Annotated in this window: 27 protein-coding genes; 5 read left to right on the plus strand and 22 right to left on the minus strand. The window is 52.6% G+C overall.

Features of this window, described 5'->3' with window-relative positions:
* Nucleotides 1-6: 6 nt before the first annotated feature.
* The 11 genes from ACE5LO_RS14940 to ACE5LO_RS14990 are packed head-to-tail and all read right to left on the minus strand — an operon-like array spanning nucleotide 7 to nucleotide 10,544.
* The gene (locus ACE5LO_RS14940) at nucleotides 7-1,038 is read right to left on the minus strand and encodes a Gfo/Idh/MocA family protein (protein ID WP_375520820.1); all 1,032 of its coding nucleotides are present in this window, start codon (nucleotides 1,036-1,038) and stop codon (nucleotides 7-9) included.
* The gene (locus tag ACE5LO_RS14945) at nucleotides 1,035-2,174 is read right to left on the minus strand and encodes a UDP-glucuronosyltransferase (protein WP_375520821.1); all 1,140 of its coding nucleotides are present in this window, start codon (nucleotides 2,172-2,174) and stop codon (nucleotides 1,035-1,037) included. The genes ACE5LO_RS14940 and ACE5LO_RS14945 overlap by 4 nt, the downstream gene beginning before the upstream one ends.
* Before the next feature lie 51 nt (nucleotides 2,175-2,225).
* Nucleotides 2,226-3,620 (minus strand): hypothetical protein, encoded by a 1,395-nt coding sequence (locus tag ACE5LO_RS14950; RefSeq protein WP_375520822.1) that lies wholly within the window; start codon nucleotides 3,618-3,620, stop codon nucleotides 2,226-2,228.
* Between the two features lie 50 nt (nucleotides 3,621-3,670).
* Nucleotides 3,671-4,483 carry an ABC transporter permease gene (locus ACE5LO_RS14955; protein ID WP_375520823.1) on the minus strand — a complete coding sequence of 271 codons (813 nt, stop codon included), beginning with the start codon at nucleotides 4,481-4,483 and terminating at the stop codon, nucleotides 3,671-3,673.
* A 1-nt stretch (nucleotide 4,484) separates the two neighbouring features.
* Nucleotides 4,485-5,291: an ABC transporter permease gene (locus ACE5LO_RS14960; RefSeq protein WP_375520921.1), complete on the minus strand. Its 807-nt coding sequence runs from the start codon at nucleotides 5,289-5,291 to the stop codon at nucleotides 4,485-4,487.
* A 4-nt stretch (nucleotides 5,292-5,295) separates the two neighbouring features.
* Nucleotides 5,296-6,288, minus strand: a complete 993-nt coding sequence (locus ACE5LO_RS14965; protein WP_375520824.1) for an ABC transporter ATP-binding protein — start codon at nucleotides 6,286-6,288, stop codon at nucleotides 5,296-5,298.
* A gap of 12 nt (nucleotides 6,289-6,300) precedes the next feature.
* Entirely contained in the window at nucleotides 6,301-7,356 is a 1,056-nt protein-coding gene (locus ACE5LO_RS14970; RefSeq protein WP_375520825.1) for a BtrH N-terminal domain-containing protein, read from the minus strand.
* Complete coding sequence (locus tag ACE5LO_RS14975; protein ID WP_375355212.1) at nucleotides 7,319-7,564, minus strand: acyl carrier protein; 246 nt, start codon at nucleotides 7,562-7,564, stop codon at nucleotides 7,319-7,321. Before ACE5LO_RS14975 ends, ACE5LO_RS14970 begins: the two co-directional genes overlap by 38 nt.
* Nucleotides 7,565-7,605: 41 nt before the next feature.
* Nucleotides 7,606-8,976: a preATP grasp domain-containing protein gene (locus ACE5LO_RS14980; protein ID WP_375520826.1), complete on the minus strand. Its 1,371-nt coding sequence runs from the start codon at nucleotides 8,974-8,976 to the stop codon at nucleotides 7,606-7,608.
* A 46-nt stretch (nucleotides 8,977-9,022) separates the two neighbouring features.
* Complete coding sequence (locus ACE5LO_RS14985; protein ID WP_375520827.1) at nucleotides 9,023-10,216, minus strand: radical SAM protein; 1,194 nt, start codon at nucleotides 10,214-10,216, stop codon at nucleotides 9,023-9,025.
* 49 nt (nucleotides 10,217-10,265) lie between these two features.
* Nucleotides 10,266-10,544, minus strand: a complete 279-nt coding sequence (locus ACE5LO_RS14990) for a phosphopantetheine-binding protein (protein ID WP_375355209.1) — start codon at nucleotides 10,542-10,544, stop codon at nucleotides 10,266-10,268.
* 370 nt (nucleotides 10,545-10,914) lie between these two features.
* Between ACE5LO_RS14990 and ACE5LO_RS14995 the strand changes: the two genes are divergently transcribed.
* The 3 genes from ACE5LO_RS14995 to nagA are packed head-to-tail and all read left to right on the plus strand — an operon-like array spanning nucleotide 10,915 to nucleotide 13,696.
* Nucleotides 10,915-11,778 (plus strand): MurR/RpiR family transcriptional regulator, encoded by an 864-nt coding sequence (locus tag ACE5LO_RS14995; protein WP_375520828.1) that lies wholly within the window; start codon nucleotides 10,915-10,917, stop codon nucleotides 11,776-11,778.
* On the plus strand, nucleotides 11,778-12,506 hold the full coding sequence (gene nagB, locus ACE5LO_RS15000) for a glucosamine-6-phosphate deaminase (protein WP_375520829.1): 729 nt from the start codon (nucleotides 11,778-11,780) through the stop codon (nucleotides 12,504-12,506). The genes ACE5LO_RS14995 and nagB overlap by 1 nt, the downstream gene beginning before the upstream one ends.
* The gene (nagA, locus tag ACE5LO_RS15005; protein WP_375520830.1) at nucleotides 12,503-13,696 is read left to right on the plus strand and encodes an N-acetylglucosamine-6-phosphate deacetylase; all 1,194 of its coding nucleotides are present in this window, start codon (nucleotides 12,503-12,505) and stop codon (nucleotides 13,694-13,696) included. The genes nagB and nagA overlap by 4 nt, the downstream gene beginning before the upstream one ends.
* Nucleotides 13,697-13,767: 71 nt before the next feature.
* Here the strand turns inward: nagA and ACE5LO_RS15010 are convergent, their stop codons facing one another.
* The 6 genes from ACE5LO_RS15010 to ACE5LO_RS15035 form a co-directional block, all read right to left on the minus strand.
* Nucleotides 13,768-14,442 carry a class D sortase gene (locus ACE5LO_RS15010; protein WP_375520831.1) on the minus strand — a complete coding sequence of 225 codons (675 nt, stop codon included), beginning with the start codon at nucleotides 14,440-14,442 and terminating at the stop codon, nucleotides 13,768-13,770.
* Nucleotides 14,443-14,615: 173 nt separating this feature from the next.
* Nucleotides 14,616-15,473 (minus strand): YhcN/YlaJ family sporulation lipoprotein, encoded by an 858-nt coding sequence (locus ACE5LO_RS15015; protein WP_375520832.1) that lies wholly within the window; start codon nucleotides 15,471-15,473, stop codon nucleotides 14,616-14,618.
* A 312-nt stretch (nucleotides 15,474-15,785) separates the two neighbouring features.
* A complete protein-coding gene (locus ACE5LO_RS15020; RefSeq protein WP_375520833.1) occupies nucleotides 15,786-16,691 on the minus strand; it encodes a DUF4340 domain-containing protein in 906 nt (301 codons plus the stop codon).
* Nucleotides 16,688-18,076 carry a GldG family protein gene (locus ACE5LO_RS15025; protein WP_375520834.1) on the minus strand — a complete coding sequence of 463 codons (1,389 nt, stop codon included), beginning with the start codon at nucleotides 18,074-18,076 and terminating at the stop codon, nucleotides 16,688-16,690. The genes ACE5LO_RS15020 and ACE5LO_RS15025 overlap by 4 nt, the downstream gene beginning before the upstream one ends.
* A 5-nt stretch (nucleotides 18,077-18,081) precedes the next feature.
* Nucleotides 18,082-18,792 carry an ABC transporter permease gene (locus ACE5LO_RS15030; RefSeq protein ID WP_375520835.1) on the minus strand — a complete coding sequence of 237 codons (711 nt, stop codon included), beginning with the start codon at nucleotides 18,790-18,792 and terminating at the stop codon, nucleotides 18,082-18,084.
* Nucleotides 18,764-19,777 (minus strand): ABC transporter ATP-binding protein, encoded by a 1,014-nt coding sequence (locus tag ACE5LO_RS15035; protein WP_375520836.1) that lies wholly within the window; start codon nucleotides 19,775-19,777, stop codon nucleotides 18,764-18,766. Before ACE5LO_RS15035 ends, ACE5LO_RS15030 begins: the two co-directional genes overlap by 29 nt.
* Before the next feature lie 284 nt (nucleotides 19,778-20,061).
* Here ACE5LO_RS15035 and ACE5LO_RS15040 point away from each other — a divergent pair, with 284 nt between their 5' ends.
* On the plus strand, nucleotides 20,062-21,102 hold the full coding sequence (locus tag ACE5LO_RS15040) for a glycosyltransferase family 4 protein (protein ID WP_375520837.1): 1,041 nt from the start codon (nucleotides 20,062-20,064) through the stop codon (nucleotides 21,100-21,102).
* A gap of 67 nt (nucleotides 21,103-21,169) precedes the next feature.
* Here the strand turns inward: ACE5LO_RS15040 and ACE5LO_RS15045 are convergent, their stop codons facing one another.
* Entirely contained in the window at nucleotides 21,170-22,087 is a 918-nt protein-coding gene (locus ACE5LO_RS15045; RefSeq protein WP_375520838.1) for an NAD-dependent epimerase/dehydratase family protein, read from the minus strand.
* Nucleotides 22,088-22,260: 173 nt separating this feature from the next.
* On the opposite strand from ACE5LO_RS15045, the gene ACE5LO_RS15050 reads away from it, so the two are divergent.
* Nucleotides 22,261-22,608: a hypothetical protein gene (locus ACE5LO_RS15050; RefSeq protein WP_375355197.1), complete on the plus strand. Its 348-nt coding sequence runs from the start codon at nucleotides 22,261-22,263 to the stop codon at nucleotides 22,606-22,608.
* A 94-nt stretch (nucleotides 22,609-22,702) separates the two neighbouring features.
* Here ACE5LO_RS15050 and ACE5LO_RS15055 read toward each other — a convergent pair whose 3' ends face one another.
* From ACE5LO_RS15055 to ACE5LO_RS15070, 4 genes are all read right to left on the minus strand, one after another.
* Nucleotides 22,703-23,935, minus strand: coding sequence for a glycosyltransferase family 4 protein (locus ACE5LO_RS15055; RefSeq protein WP_375520839.1), 1,233 nt, complete (start codon nucleotides 23,933-23,935; stop codon nucleotides 22,703-22,705).
* 93 nt (nucleotides 23,936-24,028) lie between these two features.
* Nucleotides 24,029-25,240, minus strand: a complete 1,212-nt coding sequence (locus ACE5LO_RS15060; RefSeq protein ID WP_375520840.1) for a glycosyltransferase family 4 protein — start codon at nucleotides 25,238-25,240, stop codon at nucleotides 24,029-24,031.
* A gap of 14 nt (nucleotides 25,241-25,254) precedes the next feature.
* Complete coding sequence (locus tag ACE5LO_RS15065) at nucleotides 25,255-25,428, minus strand: hypothetical protein (protein WP_375520841.1); 174 nt, start codon at nucleotides 25,426-25,428, stop codon at nucleotides 25,255-25,257.
* Nucleotides 25,425-26,663, minus strand: coding sequence for a glycosyltransferase family 4 protein (locus ACE5LO_RS15070; RefSeq protein ID WP_375520842.1), 1,239 nt, complete (start codon nucleotides 26,661-26,663; stop codon nucleotides 25,425-25,427). Before ACE5LO_RS15070 ends, ACE5LO_RS15065 begins: the two co-directional genes overlap by 4 nt.
* Between the last annotated feature and the right edge of the window lies 1 nt (nucleotide 26,664).

The raw sequence follows: 26,664 nt of genomic DNA on the forward strand, positions 1-26,664 counted from the left end.
CTCCCTTCATTTTATGCTGCTCTGGCAGGCTGATTGATAAATGGCATCCAGCAGCCTGATCCGTTCCGCCGATTCCTGAAAAGACAAAGGCGCGGCCATGCCGCGGACCATACGGCAAAAATGCTCCAACTGATTGACATAATAATTCATGGGCTGAAATTCGGTTTTAGCCGGTGCCTGTCCGAGCTGCCGTATCCGAAGCGTCATTTTATAAAATCCGAGGTTGGCGCGAAAGCAATCATGCAGGGAAACCACCGCATGCTCGAAGGTCAGGGTGTGCGAACAGCGATAAGGGCGTTCGAATGAGAAGAGAGCAACCGCGCTCAAGCCGTCCGGATATTCCGCCTGCGCCTGAAATGTCCAGTCACAGCCCCCCGGTCCGTCGAACGAAGATTGTCCCTGAAATCCGGCCCCCTCCAGCCCGACCACCATCTGCAGAAACTGCAGCCAGTACACGCCGAGATCCCGGAAGCAGCCGCCTCCTTGCTCGGGGCGGCTGCGGTAATTGTCCATGTGCCCGTTTTTGGCAGGGATGCACAGACTGGTTTCCACTGAGCGCAGCCTGCCGAAGCTGCGTTCGTTTACCATGACACGGAGCTTGTCCTGCCAGGGATGATGCCTGACCATCACCCCTTCCAGCAGGCATGGCCCGCCCGGCTGCAGCGCTGACTCGATCAGGCCCAGTTCATCTGTGTGCAGGCACAGCGGCTTTTCGACCAGCACGTGCTTGTCGGCGTTCAGCGCCTTTGCAATCCATTCGGCATGCAGGTCGTTGCTGAGCGCAATATACACGGCATCCACCTGACTGTCACTTAATAACTCTGCGGGTGTCCGGTACACCGTGTCGATGCCGTACCGTTCCGCCATCATTTCGGCTTTGGCTTCGGTCCGGTTCGTGACAGCCACAACTGCCGTATCCTCAACAAAGCGGGCAGGCTCAAACAACGCGCGCGGCACGATGGACGAGCAGCCGATCACGCCAAACCGGACGGGCTTTGCAGTCGGGAAAGACGACGCATATGCGGCGGCAGTATTCATCGGCCCCCCTCCCACACACCGGGAACGGTCTGCGCAGGGTGCAGGTCAAGGCGCTCTGCCAGCAGTGCCGCACATTCCGGAGTCCGCTTTTTCGTCTCCAGCATGGCTGTATGCATCGGCTCCAGGATGTCCGCACGGCCGCCGTATTCCGTAATCCAGCGCTCGTACCGGATGCCAAATCCAAGCTGCTCCCACAGGTCCGCATTGTCCTTCTCATGCGCACCGAATGGCTCCAGCATGATGAGCGGTGTCGCAGATGCAAACGAATCGGTCAGGGTTCCCCCTCCCGGCTTGCTGACAATCGCCTTCATCTGGCGCTGCCGCGCATATAATAGATGATATTCCTCCTGATTGCCGTACAGGGTTTCTTCCCCCGGATGAACTTCGGCAAACGGAGGAAAGATATGCCCTCCAGCCGCTTCCGTTTGCCACGTCCGCCACTGCGGATCCATCCGGTAATATCGTCTGCCTGGCTGCCCGACAGGGGCATCATCGTTGTACAGTATCATGTCCAGTCCGTAACCGGCAGCCTCCAGCTGATCCAGCTTTTCACGATAGGTGCCCATTCCCCAGCCGCCGCCGTGCACGAACAGCCGCTGTTCACGCTCCGGGTAGGGCACAAGGGGAACAGGCACATCGATGTAACAGCTTATGCTGCCGGAGGCACGGTCAAACAGAGTTAGCTGGCCACAGCCCGCAGCAAATTGCGGCCGGTGCCGTGCAACATTTTTCCAGGACGGGGAGGGTGTAGAATCCATATACAGCAGCTCAATGTGGAGCGGAACCCCGCTTCGCCGGGAGCGGTACTCCTCCAGAACATACATCCAATGGCCTGACAAACAGATGAAATGGCGGCGATCCTCCTCGCACCAGAGGGACAGAAGCTGTTCCAGCGCTTGCGGATCGATGGATTCACTCATATCCTGCGGGATTTTTTGCGACATCAGCGCAATCTTGAAATTGTCATGATAGGCTTCACGATTCTGGTCCACTTTGATACGGGCGGATTCTGGCAGCACATTCTCGAATACATGAACAGCCGTCCTGATGCCAAGCCTGCGCAGTCCCCCTTCAATCAGCAATCCGGGCGTATAGAAACCCAATCCGAAACCGGAGCACAATATCGTAACCTTCATTTCCCTTCCCCCCAGCTATGTCAAAAATGAATTTCCTTTCACCAATTGCAGCTAATTTAAGACAGCAAACCGGTTTTCGGTAAAAAAACGCTCCAGCCGCTCTGTCAATTGCGCTTTTTTGTCCTGATTCTCAGCGATCATCGCAAGGTAAAGCCGCCCTTTTCCTTTTCGTCCCGTACTTTCATCACTGCTTGCCTCGTTGCCCGGAATGGCCGCATCCCTTCCGCCTGTATTCACATAAAGCGTATTGGCCGAGAGAGGCATTACCCCTTCTTCCCGGCTTCCGGTGAAAAGCAGCTCCGCCTGCTTCAACTTGTCCAGCAGAGACTCATACGGCAGCGACCCCTGATGGGACAACGTGTAATGGGTCATGCTGCCCTGCAGCGACCGTTCCGCGAGAAGCAAATCAATGCGGTGCTTGATCAGGCTCATGGAACGCCGCGCATTGATTTCGACAATTTCTTCCAGACTTCCGTCCCTGAGGGTCATGGAATCCACACATACATCCCCAAAATAACCGTCCGCCCACAACTGTTTTCCGACCGCCCTCATCAGCGAAAAATAACCCTTCTCTTCCAGCATCTCCATGAATCCCGGATCAGGCAGCAGCGACTCTCTGTAGGAAAAGCTCGCATTCGCCAGCAGCTGAACAGACACGATGTCCACTTCCCCGGTCTCGGAAACGACAAATTGGCAAGAGAAATCCCGCTCTTTCTCCAGAAAAGGCTCCAATATGAAGCAAAGCCTCTTCCCTTTCCGTTCCTGCTGCCCCAGGTACGCCACGATCCGCTCCAGCATTTGCGCGGAAGTGATATGCAGATTGCCCTTACCGGACACGCCAAAATCGTCCTTCACCAGAAAAGTGCCCCCGGCCAGCAGCTTCCGTCCTTCCTGCTCCAAGTCCGCGGAGCTTGTTACAATCAGACCGGGATTGCTCAACCCAAAGCGCTTTTTGAGCATGGAGGAGTAAGTTTTGGCATTCACTTTGCGGATCGTCTCCAGCGACGGCTGATGGATACGGATGTCCCAGGCTTTTGCCGCCTCCTCTGTGTAAGGAAGGCACGCAAACGGAGTGAGCAGGCAGTCCTTCAATCCCGGCAGTCCTTGCAGGCCGTCGTTTCTGCGTCTGCAGAGCAGCTCGAAGACGGATGCAGCGGAGTCGTGCGCAGGGGTTTCGTCTCCGCACAGATCATGCTCATTGACGGCGGGCCTGAAGCCGAACCCGGATATATACTGCCTGTGTACAGATGACATGGCATAACGGGTAAGCAGCACATCCCCTTGTCCGCAGAAGCAAAACAGCAGTTCATCCATCGCTGCGACAATCGCCGAACTGGACCGATCCGGCAAAGCAGGCAGGGACGCGGTTTCCGGATCCCTCCAATAAGCTTCCGCCTCAAAGGTTCCCATATAAAGACGCTTCAGCCCAGGTATATCAGTTCCCATGCATCTCTTCCTCCCCGAAAAATAGAATGCTGCTCCTTTTCCCACGCCGGTCATTGACTGGCACTGGTATAACCGCGCAGTGCGAACTGCCAGATCAGCCGCACAAGCAGCAGCAGCCACAGTGGCGCCAGCACAGCCCACAGCAGCATGCCGCCGTTCATCATGCCCAGCACAAACATCGGCGGAAAATTGCAGATGACGAATACCGGCAGCACAAAAATGCCGATCCTCTGAATGAGATTGCTGTATACCGACATCGGCACATAATTCGTTTCAAACAGGCTGTTCGACAATTCCGTCACCCCGTTCGTGCGGATGGTCCAGAAGCCCAGCATTTGCGGCAGCAGAAAGACGGAATAAGCGGTAAGCACACCGGCTACGAGCAGCAAAGCAAAACCGCCAATCGCGTCCCAGGTGAACGGAAGCTGCAGTCGATGCCAGCCGATGCCTGCCATAATGCCGCCCCCCACGACATTCGGGATGGTGTACCCGAGATCGAATTGCCGCAGGGTGACAATAAACTGCAGGGAGACCGGCTGGGTCATCAGCACATCCAGCGAGCCTGTGCGGATTTTGACCGGGAGCCCGGTAAAATTGCTGTAAAAAAGCCCGCTGTACAGACCGCTCATGATCGTAAATACACCGATATACAGAAGCACCGCATCCGGGGACCATCCGTTGATGTCCGTGCCTGTCCGGTAAGGGACCGAGGCATAGAGCAGCTTGATCAGCAGGTAAGCCGTCTCCACGAGAAATGCGGTGATAAAATTGATCCGGTATTCCATTTGCGACATGACGGAAAATTTGATGAACCGCCCATACAGCCTGGCATAGCGGATACAGGTCCGCAACAAATTGCTCATTTTACCCTCCCACGGACACAAAGCGTCTGACACCTGCGCGCCATACCACACCCGAAAGAATAAAAAAGACGGCAATCCAGAAAACCTGTACCCCAATGCCAGCCGCAATGAGGGGGGCTTCCAGTTTTCCGGTGATCGCATTCACGGGAAAAAACACCGTATAGGCAAATGGCAGCAGGCTCAGCAGCCTGCCTGCCACATCCCCGAATATCGTCAATGGAAAAACGGTTCCGCTCGCTACGTATATGACAAGGGACAGCGTATAGAACAGCCCCGAGGATTCCGTAACCCAGAAGGCCATGCCGCTGAGCGTATAATAGACGAGAAAATTCAGCAGCAGCGCTCCGGGCAGAGTCAGCATATACAACAAAAGATACGTCATTGAAAAGTCAGTGCCGCCTGACAGACGGAGCCCGACCAGCATACAGACAGCGCCTGCCCAAATGACCGTGCTCTGCACCGCTTTGCCGCCAGCAAACCGGAAAAAACGATAGGCGAAATAATGAACAGGCTGCACAAGAAATTTGCCAAGGCCGCCCTCCTTGATATCTGCCGCAATCTCGTATTCAAATCCGGCCGCAATCAGCCTGCCGGTGACCGCTGCCATCACCACATAAATAAGCATTTCCTCCAGCGTATAACCAAGCAGCCGCCGTTCGCCCGAAGAGCCAAAAACAGCAAGCCAGAGAAATACCTGTGTCATTAACGGCAGGGTGAAGGAAAAAAGCTGCAGCCAGTAGTTCGTCCTGTACTCCATCTCGTTCTGCATGCCGAGCAGAAACACTTTGACATACTTGTTATTTGCAATCAGATTATTTCGCATCAGCCCATCTGCCTTCGTTGTACAGATTTTCAATGCCCTCCTCCAAAGGCACATCCTCAATGGTAAAATCCACAACAGGCAGCGCATCAAGCACCTTTTTCGACCAACCGAGCGTATCTTCCGCATCCACCTCAAAAACAGCCTCCATCTGATCGCAGGAACGGACGCTGCCCAGACCCGTTAGCTGCTTCCGGGCGACCGGCTCGGCCAGCCGGACCTTGAGCAGCTTGCGGGCGCCCAGCCGCTCATTGACGCTCTTCAGGTCCCCGTCATAGACAAGACTCCCGCCGCTAATAATGATCGCCCTTGTGCATAAATCCTCGATATCCTTCATGTAATGGCTGGTCAGCAGCACCGTGGTCCGGTGCTGCCGGTTATACGCCTTGAAGAATTCCCGAATCCGGCGCTGGGAACCCATATCCAGACCGATGGTCGGCTCATCCAGCAAAATCACTTTCGGCCGGTGCAGCAGCGCGGCAATCAGTTCCATTTTCATACGTTCCCCGAGCGACAGCCGCCGCACCTGCACATGCATCTGCTCCTCCACACCGAGCAGCGTGACCAGCTCGTCCAGCGAAGCGCGGTATTCCTGGTCACCGATTTCGTAAATCAGCTTGTTCAGCTCAAAGGATTCGCTTGCAGGCAAATCCCACCATAGCTGGTTTTTCTGGCCCATGACGATGGAGAACTGGCGCTTGAATTCCTTCTGCCGTTTCCAGGGCGTAAATCCCAGCACGGAAGCTTCGCCACTGCTCGGATGCAGAATGCCTGACAGCATTTTCAGAGTCGTCGTTTTGCCGGCCCCGTTCGGCCCGAGAAAACCGACCATTTCGCCCTCCCTGACGGAAAAGCTGACGTCCCTAACGGCTTCCTTGGCCAGCTTTTCCCTGCGAAACAGGTTTTGCAGCGATTTCCGCACACCCGGTTCTTTTTTGTAGTACGTAAATGTTTTCGACAATCGGTTCAGTGTAATGGCCGGCAAAACGTTTCCCCCTCACTCATGTTGTGAAGCGTGTTCCACAAGAGGCAGCAGGCCTTCAAGCAGCCGGTACTGCTGATCGGCCAGTTCATTGGCACGGTTGATGATCGCCGGCACGCGGCGTCTGTCAAGCTGCAGACCGGTCTTGTAGATCAGAAGATTCAGGCGGTGCCAGCCGGCATAAAGCTCTTTTGCCCTGTCCGCGATTAAGCGCACTTCCGCCCCCAGCGTATCCTCATGGAGCAAGGCATAATCATGGAGATAATCTGCCAGGGTAAGCGCAGTGCCAATCCGCAGCTGGTAATAAATCTCTCCACAGTGGTGCCGGAATTCCTGATCGTTCATCCCGGACAGCAGTTGAAAATCCGCTATGAAGGCACGATAAGCCGCATCTCCTTTCCGGAACCGTGGCTCGTCGCTCCGGCCTGTCAGATAATCCCGGATATGCAGGGCGCACGCTTGATACATTCTGGCTGGTGAAAGCGCGGCTGGCGGAAGCGCCAGCCAGGCATAATCCAGTATTCCACCCAGCAGATCATCCAGGCGGGCAGTACCCGTGTATTGAAACGCCTGGCCTGATGAGTCCAGCAGAAAGCTGTCTGATACATGGACATCCCCTGACTCCGCATCCAGTCCATGCAGCTCGATCACATGTCCGCGTGCGCGGTTGATGACGTAAATCTCGTGATACGTCAAGGCTGCGCTGGATACGTGCAGCATCGTGCCATACCCGCTATGCAGTACCTTCACCAGTTTGTGCGGATCGCTGTCCTGCGGATCCCAGGCTTCAACCCGGATGGCAGGGCCACCGGAGGCCGTAATTCTGCGCAGCTGGTCCCCGAACGTTCCCGGACCAAACGGACGCAGCTCGCCCTCATATTCCGCGTTCATGCTGCCCGCCAATAGAAACAAATCAGCCTCGGCTGCTGCAATGCCTCGGTGCAACAGCAGGCCGCACAGAGAAGAATAGAGGCAATGCTTGCCTACCCGGCTTGCACCCGATACGGACTGTCCATGTAAAGCTGCCCCCGCCTTATGCATATCTGCCCAGGAGCTGTCCGATTCCCTCAAGCGTGGACAGCTTATCAAGCACCAGATTATCGTCATCGATCATAATATTCAGTTCGTTCTCCAGTTCTACAATCAATTCAACCGCCGACAGCGAATTGAGTCCAAGGCTGCGCAGGTCCCTGTCCGGTTCCAGTCCATCCAGCTCTCCAGCCGGCAGCTTCAACACCTTTTCCAGCAGAGGCACCACGATGTTTGCCGTCGTCTCCATCCGAATTCCTCCATTCTCTCGCAGGTTTCATTTCATAAAATTCATGTGTGCAGGACCTGTACTTGCTGGAGATCGGCTAATGCCTGTTCCAGCCGGTGCGCATAATCTTCAGCCTCTTCCCAGCTGTCTGCGGCAATCAGCGTGAAAATGCGGCTGATAAATCCCTGCTTCAGACGGGCCGCAGAAAGGGTACCCGCCGTATACGCAATCACCCCTTCCGGGTGTTCTGGACCGTACAGCAGCCCATTCTCCCGGAGCAGCCCGCAGAGGGATTCATACGTCAGCGGCTCAGCAGAGACAACCCGGTAATAACGGGACAAAAACTTGCGTTCTCCAAGCACGGCGGATACAAACGAAATATAGGTCGAGAGTGTCAACCTGCCGTTGATTTCAATAACCGGAAAGAGCCGGCCGTCCTCATCCACAAAACCGTCAATGGACGCAATTCCGGTATAACCGGCGGCAAACAAGGAGGCGCCAAGCTGTTCCGCACAGCCGCGGATCTCCTCCTCCAGCCTGTTGCCCAGTTCCGCAGGCATGCGGGAGCCGGTATACACCGTTCCGGCAAGCTGCTGGACCTTCAGTGAAAACAGGGTCACTCCACCATCCCTACCAATATAAATCTGGTAATTCAGATCCAGCTGTTTGCCATACCACCGTTCCACCAGCCAGCCAGACGCAAGGGAATCACGTCCGGCAAAGCGCTTCATCACATTCAGAACCCCATTCAGCCGGGACAGGTCCTCGACGAGAAGCATGCCTTTGCCGGAAGCCCCGTGCGGCTGCTTGATAATAAAGCGGACAGGACCCGCAGCTTCCGCCGCGATGCGGCCGCACGCCGCCTGCACCTCCGTTTCATCCTTGCATACGGCCCCTTCTGTAACCGGAAAACCAAGATTTTCAGCCATCCTGCGGCTGAAAATCTTGTCATTCACACGTGCACACAGATCCGGGCTCGCTCCGAGCAAGGTAAGGGAGCAGCGTTCAGCAACCAGCTCTTCCTTCCATGTCACAGCATAGGGCATCAGATAAGCGCCGCCCGCTTCCTGCGATGCGGTCTGCAGCCGCTGCAGCAGCCCTTCATCGGCAAGTAACAGCTCGGTAATCGGCATCAGCGGGTCGGAAGGCGCCGGCACCTCGATGCGGGGAATGGTGAACCCCATTCGCCGCAGCGTCTCCAGAAAATGCGGTTCCGGCTGCTCCCGCAGCACGATAATATCCTGACTACGGCAGAGCAGCAGGTTCATTTCCTCCATTCGGTTCACCACGGTCTGCTCCGCCGGATCGGCGATTCCCCGTGAACCGGGATGCCATACCTCCTCAGCGCCAATATTGAACAGCCAGATGAACACATGCTGACTGCGGTCGGTTGAGAGCGCTGCCAATACATTTACATCCGAAATACGATCCATCACGTGCATCTCCTTTTTAATGCTGCTCTGCCGCCACGGCCGCCGCTCAAATATATTTCAGCGATCCGGCTCCATGGAGATACAGCACGCTGCATTTGGAGCATACAGGTGTCAGCCCGTTTTCGTTGATGATGGACCGGGTCATTTCATATTGGTCGGATTCCCAGATTTCCTTCAGACTGTGCTCCCGCAGACTGCCGATCGTGAACTCACTGAAAAACTTGCAGGGCATCACCTTCCCGTCCGGCAAAATGTCAGTGCGTGAATTCAGGGCAAGACAACGCGAGGAGCAGCGGCTGACCATTTCATCGCCATGAATGAATTTGTCGATTTCCTCGAAATCGAGGCCAGGCTGATAACGGACACGGATATTCCATACACGCTCATTGATACGGCGGAGCTCCTGCATGAGCGGCTCGATGTTGTCCGGATTGATTTTGTATTTAAAGGCATGCCAGCTGCTGATATTGTTTTCCTCAAGCGAGCGCAGCCAGGAGAAGTTACGGGAGAAATAGTCGTCCATCTTGAGTGAGGTTTCTTTGGAGATATACCATGGGAACGTAAGCAGCACGAGATCCAGCCCCATGCTTTCGAACATTTCGAGAAATTCGAACATCCGTCCGATCATGTTGTCATTGATGACTGCATGCACGGTTACTCTGCCTTTATACAGGCCCTGGTCGCGGAACTCGATCAGCCGCCGCATCTGTGTCATCGTTTTTTTGAAGGTGCCTTTGCCGCGGATCAGATCATGCTCCCGCTCGAAGCCCTCAACGGCGATCAACAGCTCCAGATTTTCCGACAGGTCCAGAATCCGGTCCAGGTACTTGTCGATCAGGAGGCCGTTCGTACAAAACGTCATCTCCCGCCGGTCTTCGGCCAGCACGTCCAAAATTTCAGCAAAGCGGCGGTGGAACATCGGTTCTCCACCCCACATATACAAGCGGGATTTGGCCTCCTTCGTCTCCTGTAAAATTTGTCTGAGCAGCGCAGGGTCCAAATCCATATTCTGTTCTTCCTTGTCCATCTGGTGGTGGTAGCCGTCCTCATTCCATTCAAAGCAGTGAGTACAACGGAGATTACAGCGGTTCGTCAGCTTGATGCCGATCGTCTGGGGCATGTCCGTCCTGAAGGAAGGGTCCTTGACGGAGTTGCGGTAGGAAACCGATGCGTTTTTCAAATTTCTTTTGATCAGCTTGAATGCCTTCTCGTCAATCAACACATTGCTTTTCGGTTGCATGGTTATGCACCTCGCTTATCGATTTGATGAATCTTAACGCGTCATGCCGTCATACTGTCCCGATTTCCGTTGTCTCCGCGAATCCTGGGTTTTCCCTCATTTCCCGGATATAACCGCAGAAGGCATCAATTGAACTCAAATATTCCAGTTCAAAATCTTCAAAATCGATTTCCACGTCAAATTCATCTTCAATCTTCAGCATAAAGTGCACCAGCTGCAGGGAATCCAGGCCTGCGTCATGAATAATATCCGAAGTGCCATCCAGCTTCCCGGCGAGTTCCGGGTCTTCCTTCACTTCACTGATCATGCGGATTACTTGGCTCTGCATTTCGATTCCTCCTCCTTTTCTTTGGCGGCCGAATGGCCGGCAAGCGAGGGGCGGGGCGCAGGCGAGTTTCTCTGGATGATCCGCCCGGCAAGTCATAAGCATGCAAAGATACAATGACAGCACAGAAAATACAGGTAGAATTCTCCTCCTAATTCCATACATGGAACTATATACAATTATAACTCTCGTTAATTGCCATTCGTCAATAGCATAAAATGTAGTAATTTGTCATATTTAACGGGAGATCATCATTTTTTGCTTCCTCTTGATTTTGGCGCTGAAATTTCCTATGATGATTATGAAAATAATTTTCTTATAAATCGCATAAAAAATTAAAATAATTTTCATAAAGAAAAGAGGTGACGATTCCATGTCGGCCATTTTGAAGACACTGCAAAGGGAGCTCGCGGCCCTGCCTCTGCAGGAACGCAGACTTGCCGAGACGATTCTGGCTTCACCTGATGCGGTCATACGGCTTGGCATCAAGGAGCTGGCCGAAGAGGCAGGTGTCAGTCCCGCGACGGTAACCCGTTTTTGCAAATCCCTTCATTTCAAGGGTTATCCCGATTTTAAAATGAAGCTGGCCGCCGAAATCAGCCATCCGGCGACAGAGGCGACTTATCAGGACATTGTGGCAGGCAACCCGCTTCCGATCATCGTGCAGGCGATTGAAGCCAACCATATTGCTTCCATCACCGACACGACCCGGCTGCTTGATTTGGAACGATTGGAGCAAGCGGTACAGCTGCTCTGCAGTGCAGGCAGGATCGATCTCTACGGTATGGCGACCTCCTCCATCGTGGCGCAGGATTTCTACCAGAAGCTGATCCGGATCGGGGCCAATAGCACGGCATTTCCCGACTCCCATATGCAGATTACATCCGCTTCCTCACTCGGTCCCGGAGATGTGGCCCTGGCCATATCCTACTCCGGTGAAACGCCTGAAACGATCGATGCGCTGCGGCTGGCCAAAGCAAACGGCGCACATACGATGTCGCTCACATCTTACGGCAGCAATACGCTGGCAGGCATCGCGGATATCCCGCTGTTCTCCTCTTCTCTGGAAGAAGGCATGCGCAGGGGGGATATGGCGTCCCGCATAGCCCAGCTTCATGTCATAGATATTTTGTTCACCGGAATGGTAAGCGCAGGCTTCAACCGATATATTCCAAAGCTTGAGCAGTCCTACCGCAACGTGCGGACCATCCGCAAAAAAAAGGAGGAGAATTTGTAATGAACATTTGGACCTTTGAGCATGAAGAAGATTTGAGTTCCACGGGGGCGGGCATTATTGCCAGTCTGCTGCAAAGCAAGCCGCGCGCTGTGCTTGGACTTGCCACAGGCAGCTCGCCTGTCGGCATTTACCGCCATCTGACGGACATGCACCAGCGCGGACTTGTAAGCTTTGCGCAGGCGTCAACCGTCAATCTCGATGAATATGTGGGACTCCCGGAAGGCCATCCTGAAAGCTACCGCACCTTCATGAATCATCATCTGTTTCAGCACGTGGATATCCAGCCGGCCAATACCCATGTGCCTGACGGCAATGCGGCTGATCTTGAAGCAGAATGCGCAGCTTATGACCGGCTGATTGACGAAATCGGTCCTGTGGACCTGCAGCTTCTTGGCATCGGGCATAACGGACATATCGGTTTTAATGAGCCTGGGCCAAGTCTGGTTGGCGGCACACATGTTGTGGAGCTGGTAGAACAGACTCGCCAGGCGAATGCCCGCTTTTTCCCATCCATTGATGAAGTCCCTGCCCAAGCCGTTACGATGGGTGTTGCCTCCATACTGAAGGCCAGACAAATCCTGCTGGTCGCACGCGGGGCGGATAAAGCGGAGATCATTCACCGTGCGCTGACCGGCCCTATTACGACCGAATGTCCCGCTTCCCTGTTGCAATGCCATCCGAATGTGGTCGTTCTGCTCGACCGGGAAGCCGGAGGGTTGCTGCGATGAGTATAAACCACAGCAACCGTGCCGAAATTTTATATGGATCTGTCGTCACACCTGAAGGAATCATCGAAGATGGGGCGCTTGTGGTGCAGGACGGCATCCTGCAATATGTGGGAACTGCTGCGGAAATCCCGGCAGCGCTGACAAAAGAAGCCGTACAGGGCGAGACGCGAAGCGGCTATCTGCTGCCTGGATTTATCGATATCCATGTCCATGGCGGAAACGGCGCAGACTTTATGGATGCAAACCCGGAGGTGCTGGATCGGATCACTTCCTTTCATGCTTCACAAGGTACGACATCCATGCTGGCAACAACGATGACCGCCCCTAAAGACCGCATTGAGCAGGTTTTGGCCGGGGTTCACGCGTATATCTCCAGAGGCTCGGATTACGCGCAGCTTGCAGGGGTTCACCTTGAAGGACCGTTTATCAGTCCCAAGTGGCCAGGGGCACAAAATCCGGAGCATATCGCGTTTCCCAATGTAAACTGGGTTCAGGAATGGCACGATAGCTACCCGGGGTTAGTCAAACAGCTTACACTTGCTCCTGAAAGGGAGGGGGCTTTGGAGTTGATTTCCTGGCTCAGGGATCATGATATTACTCCTGCGCTGGGACATACCGATGCGTCCTTTGAGGATGTTGAAGCCGCGGTGGAAGCGGGGCTGCGCCATGCTGTTCATACCTTCAACGCGATGACACCGCTTCATCACCGCAAACCGGGTGTGGCTGGAGCCGTCATGTATGACCAGCGCATCGAAGCCGAAGTGATCGCGGATGGCATTCATGTGCATCCGGCGGCCGTTGCCGTGTTGGCCAGACTAAAGCAGGATCACAACCTGATCCTCATTACGGATGCGATGTCCGCCGCCGGGCTTGAGGACGGTCATTACATGATCGGAGATCTCCCTGTCATCGTACAGGCAGGAGTTGCGCGTCTGGAGGATGGAGTCACGCTAGCGGGCAGCACGTTAACGATGATTGAAGGCTTCCGCTTTCTTGTGCAGAAGGTCGGCCTGAGCATCACCGAAGCATCCCTTGCCGCGAGTCTGAATCCGGCGATGTCCATCGGAATCGATAAGCAGACTGGGTCGCTTGAGGTTGGCAAGCAGGCTGACATTCTCTTCCTGAGCCCCGATTTGGACCTGAAGACGGTCTGGATTCATGGCAAACCGCTGGCATCGCCAAGACTGTAAATTGGCAATATGCCAAAAAAAATAAGGTCCCTGGTTCGCCAGAGGCCTTTATTTGTTGCATAATCAAATTTTCAATTAAGTCTTGCTTGCACGATCAGGCGCCGCTCTCCCCCAGGGGTGCAGGTGATCAATGTCAAAATCGACTCCTCCCCCTTATCGGCAATTACGGATAGATCGGTCGGATCAACAACAGTAATCCGATCGACGGTGTACACAAACTTTCCTGACGGAGTGGTTACCGGGATGGTATCGCCAAGTTTCACTTCATCCAGCCTGTTGAAAAGCCGTCCTTCGGTTCTTGCCCGATGAGCTGCTATTGCCACATTCCCTACAGCTCCAATCGCCGCAGTTTCGGACATGTGTACGGTAGCATGGCGCATATTCTCCTGGGTCGCCCCTTCCAGAACCGGGAGCTTGACCCCGATCACCGGAATCTCAATGACGGCAATGGGTGTCTCTCCGTCTACATTCTTTAACAGTTCGGGCTGGACCATGGGCGCAGATTCATCTGCTTCTGCTTCCGCCAGGAGGCGGGATGTCCGCTGGTATTCGGCGGCTAAGGACGGATTCTGTCCGCCGTTTTGCTGCTCTGCTTCCCACTGAGCAGTCTTCTGCATCAGCTCATTCTGCTTATGATCTTCTTTCCATTCCAGCAGCGTGGGAGCAATGATAATCAGGCCACCAAGCAAGATCAGCAAATATGGCAGCAGCCTGCGCATATGTTTATCAGCCCCTTCCTGTTTCAAAATTGTCTACTCCATAATACACGTTTTTAATTGCATGAAATCAGATATATTGTATCTGTCACTTCTCAACATTTTCTACACAAAAGCCTTTGCCGACAACATTATGTAAAATGAACAAGCCGCGTCCGTCACGGTCACGGAACACGGCTTGCTCAGATGCATCTACACACAAGTTACCGATTGCCGCTAATGGTCGAATTTCCGCGGTTGATGGTTCCTGCTCTTGGACCGATTCCATCCAAGCCGATTGTTCCCGCTGGAAATAGACGATCTGTCAACGTCCGGAAATCATTCCTCATCCCGCTAAAAGGCAGGCCATTTCCCAAATCACGTGCATAACCGCCCATCCGGGTCACAAAATCAGGATCATTGGATACGTAGACATGCTTAATATGTGGTGCATACTGTTTTACTTTGTTCGCCACTTTGTTGCGGACATGGCTTGGTAATGCAGTTGTGCCTGTTCCGGAAGTTCCGTATAATCTGTTGTTATCAGCTATAGACCCGCGTGGAACGGGGCCATAGTTATTGCCTGTCAATCCAGGAGCGATTCCGCTGGTTGTATACGGAGCTCTTGTGCCCACTGTGCCACGTATGCCCATATTCCCCATATCTGTCGTCCGTTCCCGCATCGTCGCATTCGTTCCGCGCCGCCCTTCCTGGGAAAGGGCCACATAAGCACTGTTATCGTTCACCAACACCGTTGCGTTGCGGATTCCCTTCATCTCCGAAATATGCCGGGACAGCACTGCACTATACCGCATATTGTCGAAATTCCGAGTACCGACAACATTTGGGCTCAGATTGTCCAAATTCCGAGTGCCGACAACATTTGGGTTCAGACGGTTCCGCATATCAGTGGAATTGACGCCAAACCGGTTGATCCGGTTCGTATCCGTCACGCCATAACGGATGTTTTGGGTACGGACGCCGTTGCCGTTATCACGGTAGCCGCATCCTGCAATCCCGAACATACTGGCAATCAAAGCCGCCGACACGGACAAAGTAATTACTTTTTTTGCTCCAGGCATCAGCTCATCCTCCATGAAGTTAGTATGTGAGACAGGCTATAGGATGCGCGACGGAATAGGGGTTTATCCTGAGATGTTCTGGATGAGGGGGGCGGCGATTCTCCTTATGCATAATGGGGATTTTCTTTGGGCGCTCCGAGAACGAAGCATTCCTCCAATCGCTGTTGACCCTTCGGGCCAAAGGCGACCGCTCCGCTTTATCCGGAATTGCTTCGTTCTCTCCGCTGCTGCGTGCAATCCCCTGCTTAATGCAAAAAGAAGAAATCGCCGCCTGAAAGGGGCTTATAGGTTTGAATGGCCGAGAACAGGGAACTAATTCCTGTTCTCGGCCTGCTCTATTTCTTCAACATTGGCGGCAGAAACTGCATAAGCCCAATTGCTGTCAGGGGGGATAATCCACACTGTGTCTGTCTGGCCAGTCGTTGTCCAGCCCTGATAAACCTTGGGGGCTTTACCTTCGTCCAAGGTTACGGTCAACGTAAAACGGTGCGATTCCTCCTTGAGCTCCGACGTGCTGCGGAGCTGTTTGGACGTGGAGGTATTAATTAACTTGTCCGATAATGACGAAGCGTCCTCCTCCTTGATCTGCTTTCCGTTGAGGGTCCAGTCCGGGCCGGATTCCCCTCGTTTCAGTACCCAGGAGAAGGATGTGCCTTCCCACTCCAATGCCGACAAATGAGCCTTGTCCCATTCAAATGGGGTGGTATCGGTAAATTCGGTTGCGCTCAGCAGCATCCCCGATAAGCCGTCCTGCGCGACGGAAATGACCGCTCCGCTCTCCAATTGAACGTAGGAGGAGCTGCCGGATGGCAGCGTGCTTCCCACCGCCAGCTTATGAACCGCACCCTCGTTTCCGGTTACCGTGATGTTCCAGCCATGCTGGCCGCCAATACCATACTTTTCCGGGTTCTTGGGCTGCTCCTCTATCATGTCACCGGCCGTTGCTGCTTCAAGCGCGTTCAACCAGTTATCAACGGCATAGCTGTTTAACGGGTACGCATGAGGAAGCTTCATAACCCATTCGTCATTCTGCTTTATCATTTCAACAGGGTCACCGCCGGTCTGTTCAATCCTGATTCCGGTTACGACTTCACGATGAACCGCCATCAGCTTCTGCGGCACCGGATCGGATGCGCGAAAAAAATTATGGCTGCTGGCATACACGACACCGGCGGCAAAAATAAGCACCAACACCAGCGTAGGTATCCATTTTCTCATGCTTTTCGTCTCCTCCACCACAGAAGCAGGCCCACTGCAGCAAACAACAAAGGAATAACAGCAACCGCGATCACGAAAACACTTCTCGCCTGAACAGGCGTCAAGTAGGCAACCTCGTAGTTTTGCTGCTGGCGAGGCCGAATCGTGAGATCATTCGATTGTTCCCGCAAATAATTGAGTGTATTCAGCGCAAAATCCCGGTTTCCGCCATTCATAAATTCCGTATCGCTAAACAGCGAGGAAGTGCCCAAAATGACCGCTTTCGGTTTGCCTTCCTGCGTATCCGCCGCAAACCCCAAATCAACGGGTCCCTTCGTGTCCTGCCCCTCGTTATACTCGGTTTCGTTATTGAGCAGTCCCTGAATATTGGTCTCTGCATAGCTGTCATCCGAGGACTGCAGCAGCGACGTCAGCTGCCATTTGGATTGCTCCTCCGCTTTGACGCCGATGGACAGCGACAGCATCGGGAACAGGTTGGATTCAGACAGCTTGCGTGTAATATCATGATCGCCAAAGCCGGGAACAACCCACAGCGGTCCAAGGGTGCTGGTCTGCGTGTTGTCCACGGTTACCGCATGAAGATCGCTCACTCCGTAATCGGAGGCCAGCTTATCGATATTGGTCCAGGCCGATTTCATTTCCTGATTAAAACCGAGCGCCAGCAGCAGCTTGCCCCCATTCCCGAGATAGGTGCGGATTGCTTTCAATTCTGCCGTGCTGATATCCCGCTGCGGCCCTATCATCGCCAGCACTTCCGCATCCTCAGGCACCGCACCGTCGCGGTTCAGCTGTACTTCTTCTGCGGTGACATTGCCTTGCTGCAGAGCCGAATTCAGGCTTGTCATACTGGACAGCGGAATTTCTTCATGCCCCGTCAGGAAAGCAACCTTGTGCTTCTCGGCAGAGGATAAGGTCATCAAAGCCGAGGTCAGCTGCTCCTCACCGGAAAATTCATAATTGCCTTCCTGATCAACCGCCCGGAAAAGCGTTCCGATATCGATGGTCCGCCGCTGCTCTCCCTGCTCCAGCACAATCGATGCAGAGGATACCCCGTACTGCTGCGCCAGCGCAGGCTCCTGATTCAAATCATACTGCTCGATTTTCAACTTGCTGCTGTGCTTTTTATATTCATCCAGCATGTCCGAAACATCCTGATTCAAACGCTGGTTGGCCGATGTGCCGACCGTAAAAGCAATGATGCGCACATCCCCGCCAAGATTCTTCAAGGCAGTCAGTGTCTGGTCTGACAGCGTATACTGCTTGCCTGCCGACAGATCCAGCTGAAAGCCGCTCAAAGAACGCAGGAACAGCGTCAACAGGATAAAGATGCCGATAAGAGCCGCCGACAGGATCAGGCTGTTGGTCCGGCTTAGCCATTTTTTCATGCCAATCACCTCCACCTCTTCCGCTCGACAACCTGTATGCTGAGCAGCAGGAACAGAACGGCAAGTGTAATATAAAAGAGAACATCCGCGCCGTTGATGAGTCCTTTGATAAAGCTGTTAAAACGTGCGGACAGCGAAAACGGCTCAAGCCATTCCCGCAGCTCGCTTCCGCTTCCGAAGGAATTCAGCATCCAGAGGCCCACCAGCAGGATAATACCTGAAACAGCAGCCACCATCTGGTGCTGGGACAGCGTGGATGCAAACAACCCGACCGCCATCATGGCTGCTCCGAGCAAAAACAAACCTAATGCCGAAGTAAACACGGTATTGTAATCAAGATTGCCAAAATAGGACATCATAACAGGGTAGAGCAGGCTGAGCAGAACAAGCACCGCCATCATGACCAATGAGGCCAGATACTTGCCAATCATAATTTCCGCCGCGCTAGCCGGTGATGTCAGCAGCAGCTCGTCCGTTCCCTGGCGGAATTCCTCTGCCATCAGTCTCATGGTCAGTAGCGGAATGACAAACATAAGCAGAGAAAGCGTATCCCCCAACACAAGCCTGTAGTCCACGATGCTCGGTTGATAAAAAACAAAGCTTGTATAAAAAAACAGACCGGAAATCAGTGTATACACAGCCAATATAAAATAAGAGGCCGGGGTCCAAAAATAAGCGTGCAGCTCCTTACGACAGATGGCCAGCATTCTCTTCATCCTGTGCCTCCTTCCCGTCAACCGGCGCAAGCCCGGCAGAGACTTCGCTGGTCGTCAGCTTTTGGAAAATCTGCTCCAGACTCATATTCTCTTTCTTCATTTCCAGGACAGGAATACCGGCTTCCGACAGCAGATAAAAGAGCGGCTCACGGAAATCCTCCCCTGATCGCCCTGTCAGAAGAAGACGGACTGTTCCTTGAACCTCGGCTTCCGGATTATCTTTCAACACTTCCGCACTTGCATGCTCCCACTCACTGAACACACTTTGAATACGGCTTTCTTCTCCCTTCAGCTCTACGGCCACCTTAAACGGCTCATCCCCTCTGCCACCGATAGAATCCGGTGAGCCATCTAAAACAAGCTTACCCTGATTAATAATGAGCACCCGGTTGCACAATGTGCTTACCTCGGGCAGGATATGTGTGCTAAGCAGCACCGTATGCTGCTCCCCCAACTCACGAATCAGCTGGCGGATTTCCAGAATCTGATTGGGGTCCAGACCGGAAGTAGGCTCATCCAGTACGAGCAGATCAGGCTTGTGAATGATGGCTCCGGCCAGCCCAAGTCTCTGTTTGTAGCCTTTGGACAGACTGCGCACCAATTGGCGCTCCCGCCCGTTTAATCCGAGCCTGCTGATCATCTCGCTGATTCTGGCCTTCTGCTCCCTGGCCGCCACATCCCGCAAGCTGGCTACAAAGCTCAAGTAGCCGGAAACGGTCATGTCATGATAGAGCGGCGGATTTTCCGGCAAATAACCGATGCGTGAGCGCACCCTGCGTCCCTGATCGTGCACCGATATACTGTCAAGCAGAACCTGTCCCTTCGTCGGCTGCAAATAACCTGTAATTAACCGCATGGAGGTCGTTTTGCCTGCCCCGTTCGGACCGAGAAAACCGACGATCTCGCCCCGCTGCATGGAGAAGTTCAGCTCTCCAACACCGCGTCCCCCTTCAAACCTTTTGCTTAATTGGTTTACCTCAAGCATGCATCCCATCCTTTCTTTTTGATAGTATTCTTTTATCGTAGTGCTGCAGATATAAACCAAGCTTAAAGTCGCTTTAATGAAAGCTTAAAAAAATGTGTCCGAAATGTGAACTTCAATTCCATGCATACATTTCCTCTGACCTGCATATTCTGCATAACCGCAACTTCTGCTGGATATTACCGGAGCTCTCGTCTGAATGAATACATTCAATTTCTTTTCATGCACCCAGAAAGGGGAGAACGACAATTAAAATATTGTTCACCTTCTATGTACCAAGCGGCGGAATGGAAACACTGAACCGCCAGCGCTGCACAGTACTCGCGCGCAGCGGAATGGAATGTCACCTGCTGTATTACCAAATCGGTACGGGCAAGCAAAACCTGATGAACAATGACATCCCGGTATTTGTCGTCTCTGGCGACAACGAGCTTCTGAATATTGTTCATTCCAACCAATACGATGCGATCATCATCGCCACAGATTATCATTTGCTGAGCAAACTGCGTCAATCGGGCTATAACGGTGCGCTCATTTATGAAGCGCAGGGATTCTCAACTATGGAAGAGGCTGAAAATACGGTGACTGCGGCCGCACCGATCCTGTATAACTGCTGCAACGGGGTGCTTGTGCCAACAACCTCGTATCTTGTTGAACTGTTCACCAGGCTATGCCCGTCGCTCAACCTTTTCTCTTTTCCGAATGTGCTCGACACCTCTACAATCCGTTATACAGCAAACATTCCCCCTTCCGATCCGGTTGTGGCCTGGATCGGAAGGCTTGAGCCCAATAAAAACTGGAGACATTTCCTGGATATTTCTTTATTGCTGAGACAGCAATTCCCCAACCTGGGGTTGTGGATGTTTTATGACGATACCCTTTCACAGCCGGATGACAGGAATCAGTTCGAATACTTGCTCAGTACCCATGGCTTATCCAATGTTGTTGAAAAATTGAACAATATCCCACATCATAAAATGCCTTATTATTACTCCATGATCGGTGATTCCGGGGGTTTTCTTCTTTCCACTTCCCTGCTCGAGGGTTTTGGTTATGCAGTAGCAGAGGCTATGGCCTGCCGCTGCCCGGTGATTAGTACCGATTCCCACGGGGTACGGATCTTAATCAGACATAATGAAACGGGGAAATTTTATGTGCATGGAGATCTTGATCAAGCGGCAGCAGAAGGAGCAGAGTTGATAACAGATCATGCCTTGCGCGAGCATATCCGCCAACAGGGAACGGACATGGTCGCCGGACTGCTGAACGCCGATTCCTATGTCCACTCCTTCCGCTCCATGCTGCATTCACTGGGATTAGCCAATTAGCGGTTATGAGTGACTAACCCGCAGCAGCCCTCCAACTGGTCACCGGAGGGCTGCCTGTCTGTCCTATTCATCCAACATTGTTCAACCAACTGTCATATGTCTGCCTTAATCCTTTTTCAATACTGTAAGACGGCTTCCATCCAAGCAGCATACCGGCTTTAGCATTCTCAAGACAGCTGTGCCTGATGTCCCCCGTTTTGGCCGGCGTATGCACAGACGTCAAGCCCTTGCCATGCAGGCCGAGCAGATAGGAAGCCAAACCGTTGATCGTAGAAGTAAGGCCTGTGCTGACATGGACTGTGCTTTGACTGGCTTTCCGGGCAGCGGCCATATTGGCCTTGACGACATCATATACATAAATAAAATCCCTCGTCTGTTCGCCATCCCCGTGAATTTGCAAGGGCTCCCCTTTCACCAGCCGTTCCATGAACAAAGCTACAACGCCGCCTTCTCCTTTTACCCCTTGGCCTGGCCCATATACATTGCTGTAACGCAGAATGGTGTATTCTACTCCATAAAGATGGTGAAACAAACGGATATAACATTCCGCAGCCAGCTTGGATTGACCATAGCAGGAAATCGGGACCGTGGGGTCTTCTTCTACGATTCGTTCCTTTTGCAGCTCTCCGTATATCCCTGCCGTTGAAGAAAAGACGATCTTGCATCCCGCCTCCCTGCAAGCTTCCAGAATACGAAGTGTACCCATAATATTAACATCGGCATCCTGCCATGGCTGCCGAATGGAATGCTGAACGTCTGCCTGAGCAGCAAGATGAAAGACAACGTCAGGGCGTTCCCGCTTGACGATCTCGCCGGCCTCCATGCTGCGGATATCCATCTGATGAAACACCGCTCTTGCATCCAGTCCCGCAGTACTTCCGCTTGAGAGATTATCCAGCACGTGCACCTCGTATCCGGAATCGGTCAGGGCACGGACAAGATGGGTCCCGATAAAGCCGGCTCCTCCGGTTACAACAGCCTTCACTGACCTCACCCTCCTGATCTATTTGAAAGTGGCATTTGATAACTCATTAAATGCATGACTTCGACCAAGAGTATGGACCAATACAGGATTATTTCAAAAAAGGCAATCGTCCAAGCCGGCATTCCTTTTCCACCATATAATGAGAGCAGCCAGCTAAAAAGGAGGCTTTATCTATGTCTGTATTCCGCTTGTCCACCGGACAGCATATTCATTGTCCAAGCCAAGATATTGACAGCATACAAATAACCATCCAGAACTGTGGCTTACACCAAACTGACGTTTTGGTGGAGGTAGACAGCCCCAACGGCCTACTGCTGCGTGAGCTCCGCACCCTGAAGACTCAGAACGATTTTCCGTCTTTATTCATGATTAAAAACATTGCTACAAATGGAAACCCATTCATCCTGCAAGTTGTGTCGAATACCCGGAATAAGGATACCCTGCTTGTCCTCGTAGAGCTTATGAAAGACAGTACGATTATTGCCAGTCATACGAACAGGGACTTTACGATTCTGGAATAATAATAAGAGGGGAAAGACTGAAAGTGCCCCCCTATAATAGACATTGGAAAACACCCCCTGGGAACCAATGAATTATAGGGGGTGTTTTTTTATGTCATAAAACAGAATTTTTGTTTGGCCAAAGCGCCTTCTGATACACCTTAAGAAGATTTCCGATCATTAGATCCATTGACCAATACTCCGTCCCCCACGCTTTAGCTGCAGCTCCCATATGGGCACGAACTTCATCATGAGCCAGAAGAAACTCAAGATGGGAGGCTAACATATTTACATCCCCCACGGGTGAGACGAGGCCTGTGACTTCGTGCTGAACCATCTCTGGCAGCCCCCCCGCATTGGACACAACAACGGGCAACCCTGATACCTGGGCCTCCATCACTGAAAAAGGCTGGTTATCCTGAATGCTGGGGTGTACAAAGATATCCGCCTGCTGGAGCAGAGCGGGAATATCCGAACGATGACCCAGAAACACAACATTCCCGTCAACTCCGGCCTGAATTGCCTGTTTCATCAGATCCTCTTTCTTGTCACCTTCCCCTACGATCCAGCACACCCAGTCGCTGCGGCGCTGATTCAGGAGCTGCAGCGCGGATATGAGAAAATGAAGCCCTTTAATATAAACCAGACGAGCAGGGCAAATAATCACTTTTTTTCCGGGAGGAGCGGTTAGATCGGTGCCTTGGGCACAGATGGACCAGAATTGATCGGTGTCCAGACCGTATTGGAAAGTGCTGATCTGCTGTTCGGGAACCGAAAAATTCTGCATAAGAATGTTCTTCATCCAGGTGGTTGAAGTTATCGTTACATCTGCGGCAGCAGATCCGTAATGCTCCAAAGCCCAGTAGTATTTCCACACCGGCGATTCCCGGTAACCGGGGTCCTGATTCCGTTGCAATAAAAGTATAACTTCGCTTGCAAGTGAGCCGTGAACATTGGCAACCAAGGCGGTATGTTTGCTTTTCACCCTGCTCATGGCAAGCGCTGAGATGACATCCTGTGCATGAATGATATCATAATGGTCCAACCCGAAATAAGCTGCGGACAGCTCCAGGCAGTATCGGTCCAGCTCGACATTGCGAACCCAGGGGTCCATATTCAGCAGGGGATTCGCATTCTCATTAAGCTTTCTTTGCAGCATGGGCAGAATGAACTCCTTGCTCAATTCCCTCTCCTGGTTGACAATATAATATTTAGGGGAATCCGGCCCATTCCCGAACAGATCGACGGTATGTCCAAGCTGCTCCAGTCTGCGCTTGACCTGCAGCATAAACGGCCAGACCCCGCCCAAATGGGGGATCGGCCAGTACGTTGCCAGTAAAATATTCAATAGATCATCTCCCCCTGTCTGAAAGATAACCTCCGAACACCTCACGCCGAATGAACTCACGGGTTCTTTCGGATGAGGTGTTTTTGGACAGAATTATCTAATCAGCCTAAGCGCCCTCTGATAAGCCTGAAGATATTTTCCAATCATGTGCTCCAGTGACCAATGCTCTATCCCCCACGCTTTAGCCGCCGCTCCCATATGGGCACGAACTTCATCATGGACCAGCAGAAACTCAAGATGGGAGGCTAACGTCTCTACTTCCCCTACAGCTGAAACGAGGCCTGTCACTTCGTGTTGAACCATTTCCGGCAGCCCCCCGGCATCAGACACAACAGCCGGCAATCCGGAAACCTGAGCCTCCATCACTGAAAAAGGCATGTTGTCCTGAATGCTGGGGTGTACAAAGATATCCGCCTGCTGCAGCAAGGCAGGGATATCCTTACGCTGTCCGAGAAACACAACATCTTCAGCGATTCCCGCCGCCAACGCCTGCTGTATCAGCTCCTCTTTCTTGTCTCCTTCCCCTGGGATCCAGCACACCCAGTCGCTCCGGCGCTGCTTCAGCAATTGCAGAGCAGAGATGAGGAAATGCAACCCTTTAATATGCACCAGACGGGCAGGACAAATAATCACCTTTTTTCCATCAGGAGCGATTAGATCGGTGCCTTGGGCACAAACAGACCAGAATTGATCGGTGTCCAAACCATTTGAGATGGTGCTGACTTGCTGTTCGGGAACCGCAAAATCTTGCACAAGAATATTTTTCAACCAATGGGTAGGAGTTATGGTTACATCCGCTGCAGCAGCTCCGTTATGCTCCAAGGCCCAATAGTATTTCCACACCGGCGATTCCCGGTATCCGGGGTCCTGCTGCCAAAGCATGAATTCTCTGGCAAGTGAGCCATGGATGGTGGCAACCAGGGCGGTATGTTTGCTTTTCACCCTGTTCATGGCCAGCGTTGAAATGACATCCTGCGTATGAATGAGGTCGTAATGATCCAGTCCGAAATATGCCGCAGACAGCTCCATGCAGTACCGGTCCAGCTCAACATTGCGAACCCAGCTATCCACATGCAGCAGGGGACTGGCTGTCTCATTAAGCTTTCTTTCCTGCACAGGCAGAATGAACTCCTTGCTCAGTTCCCTCCCCTGGTTGACAATATGATATTTAGTACCATCCGGCGAGTTCCCAAACAGATCAACATGATGTCCGAGCAGCTCCATTTCACGCTTGATCTGCAGCATAAACGGCCAGACTCCGCCCAAATGGGGAATCGGCCAATACATGGCCAGTAAAATATTCAATAGACCTTCACTCCCTATTTGGGTCCTTCCAGCAAAACTGTCAAAATCCTCTGATCAGGCAATATATACTGTTCCGGAAGTCCTATATTGATCCTGTTCCAGATGCTATAATCCACATACAGATCCGGATGTGATTGCTGAACGGCAAATATCCCGTTGTATAAATCACTGATCACTTGAACTCTCATCGTACTCCTCCCTTTTCTTTCGCCTGCTCTGAAACCTGTTCATAAACCTGAAGAATTCTTCCGATCATTTGATCTATTGACCAATGTGCTGCCCCCCACGCTTTAGCCGCCGCTCCCATATTGACACGGGCTTCATCGTGAGACAGAAGATATTCAAGATGGGAGGCTAACACATTTACATCTCCCACGGGTGAGACGAGGCCTGTCACTTCGTGCTGAACCATTTCCGGCAGCCCTCCGGCATTGGACACCACAGCAGGCAATCCCAGTATCTGCGCCTCTATCACCGAAAAAGGCATGTTATCCTGAATGCTGGGGTGTACAAAGATATCTGCCTGCTGGAGCAAAGCGGGAATATCCATCCGATGACCAAGAAACATAACATCCTGACCGATTCCGGCCTGAAGCGCCTGCTGCATGAGCTCCCCTTTTTTCTCCCCTTCTCCCACGATCCAGCACACCCAGTCGCTTCGGCGCCGCTTCAGCTGCTGCAGAGCGGAGATGAGAAAATGCAGCCCTTTAATATAAACCAGACGGGCAGGACAAATCATCACCTTCTTTCCGGGAGGCGCGGCCATATCAGTGCCGCTGGCGCAGACGGACCAGAATTTATCGGTGTTCAGACCATATTGGAAGACAGTGATTTGCTGCTCGGGAACCGCAAACTGCTGTACAAGAATGTTCTTCATCCAGTGGGTTGAAGCTATCGTTACATCCGCGGAAACGCCTCCGTAATGCTCCAAACCCCAGTAATATTTCCACACCGGCGATTGCCGGTATGCGGATCCCTGATCCCGTTCCAGACCAAGCATGACTTCCCTTGCAATCGAGCCGTGGATGCTGGCAACCAAGGGGGTGTGTTTGCCTTTCACCCTGCTTATGGCAATCGTTGAGATGGCATCCTGTGTATGAATGATATCGTAATGGTCCAGCCCGAAATAAGCCGCAGACAGCTCCATGCAATACCGGTCCATTTCTATTCCGCGAACCCAGGCATTCATATGCAGCAAGGGAGCCGTCGCCCCACTAAGCTCTCTTTCCAGCACAGGAAGGATGAACTCCTTCCCCAGCCCCCTCCCCTGGTTGACCATTTGAAATTTAGGAGGATCCATCCCATTTCCAAGCAGATCGACGGTATGCCCAAGTTTCTCCAGTCCGCGCTTGATCTGCAGCATAAACGGCCAGACTCCGCCCAAATGGGGAATCGGCCAGTATGTTGCCAGTAAAATATTCAAT

The sequence above is a fragment of the Paenibacillus medicaginis genome (assembly GCF_042138635.1).
GTDB lineage: Bacteria > Bacillota > Bacilli > Paenibacillales > Paenibacillaceae > Paenibacillus > Paenibacillus medicaginis.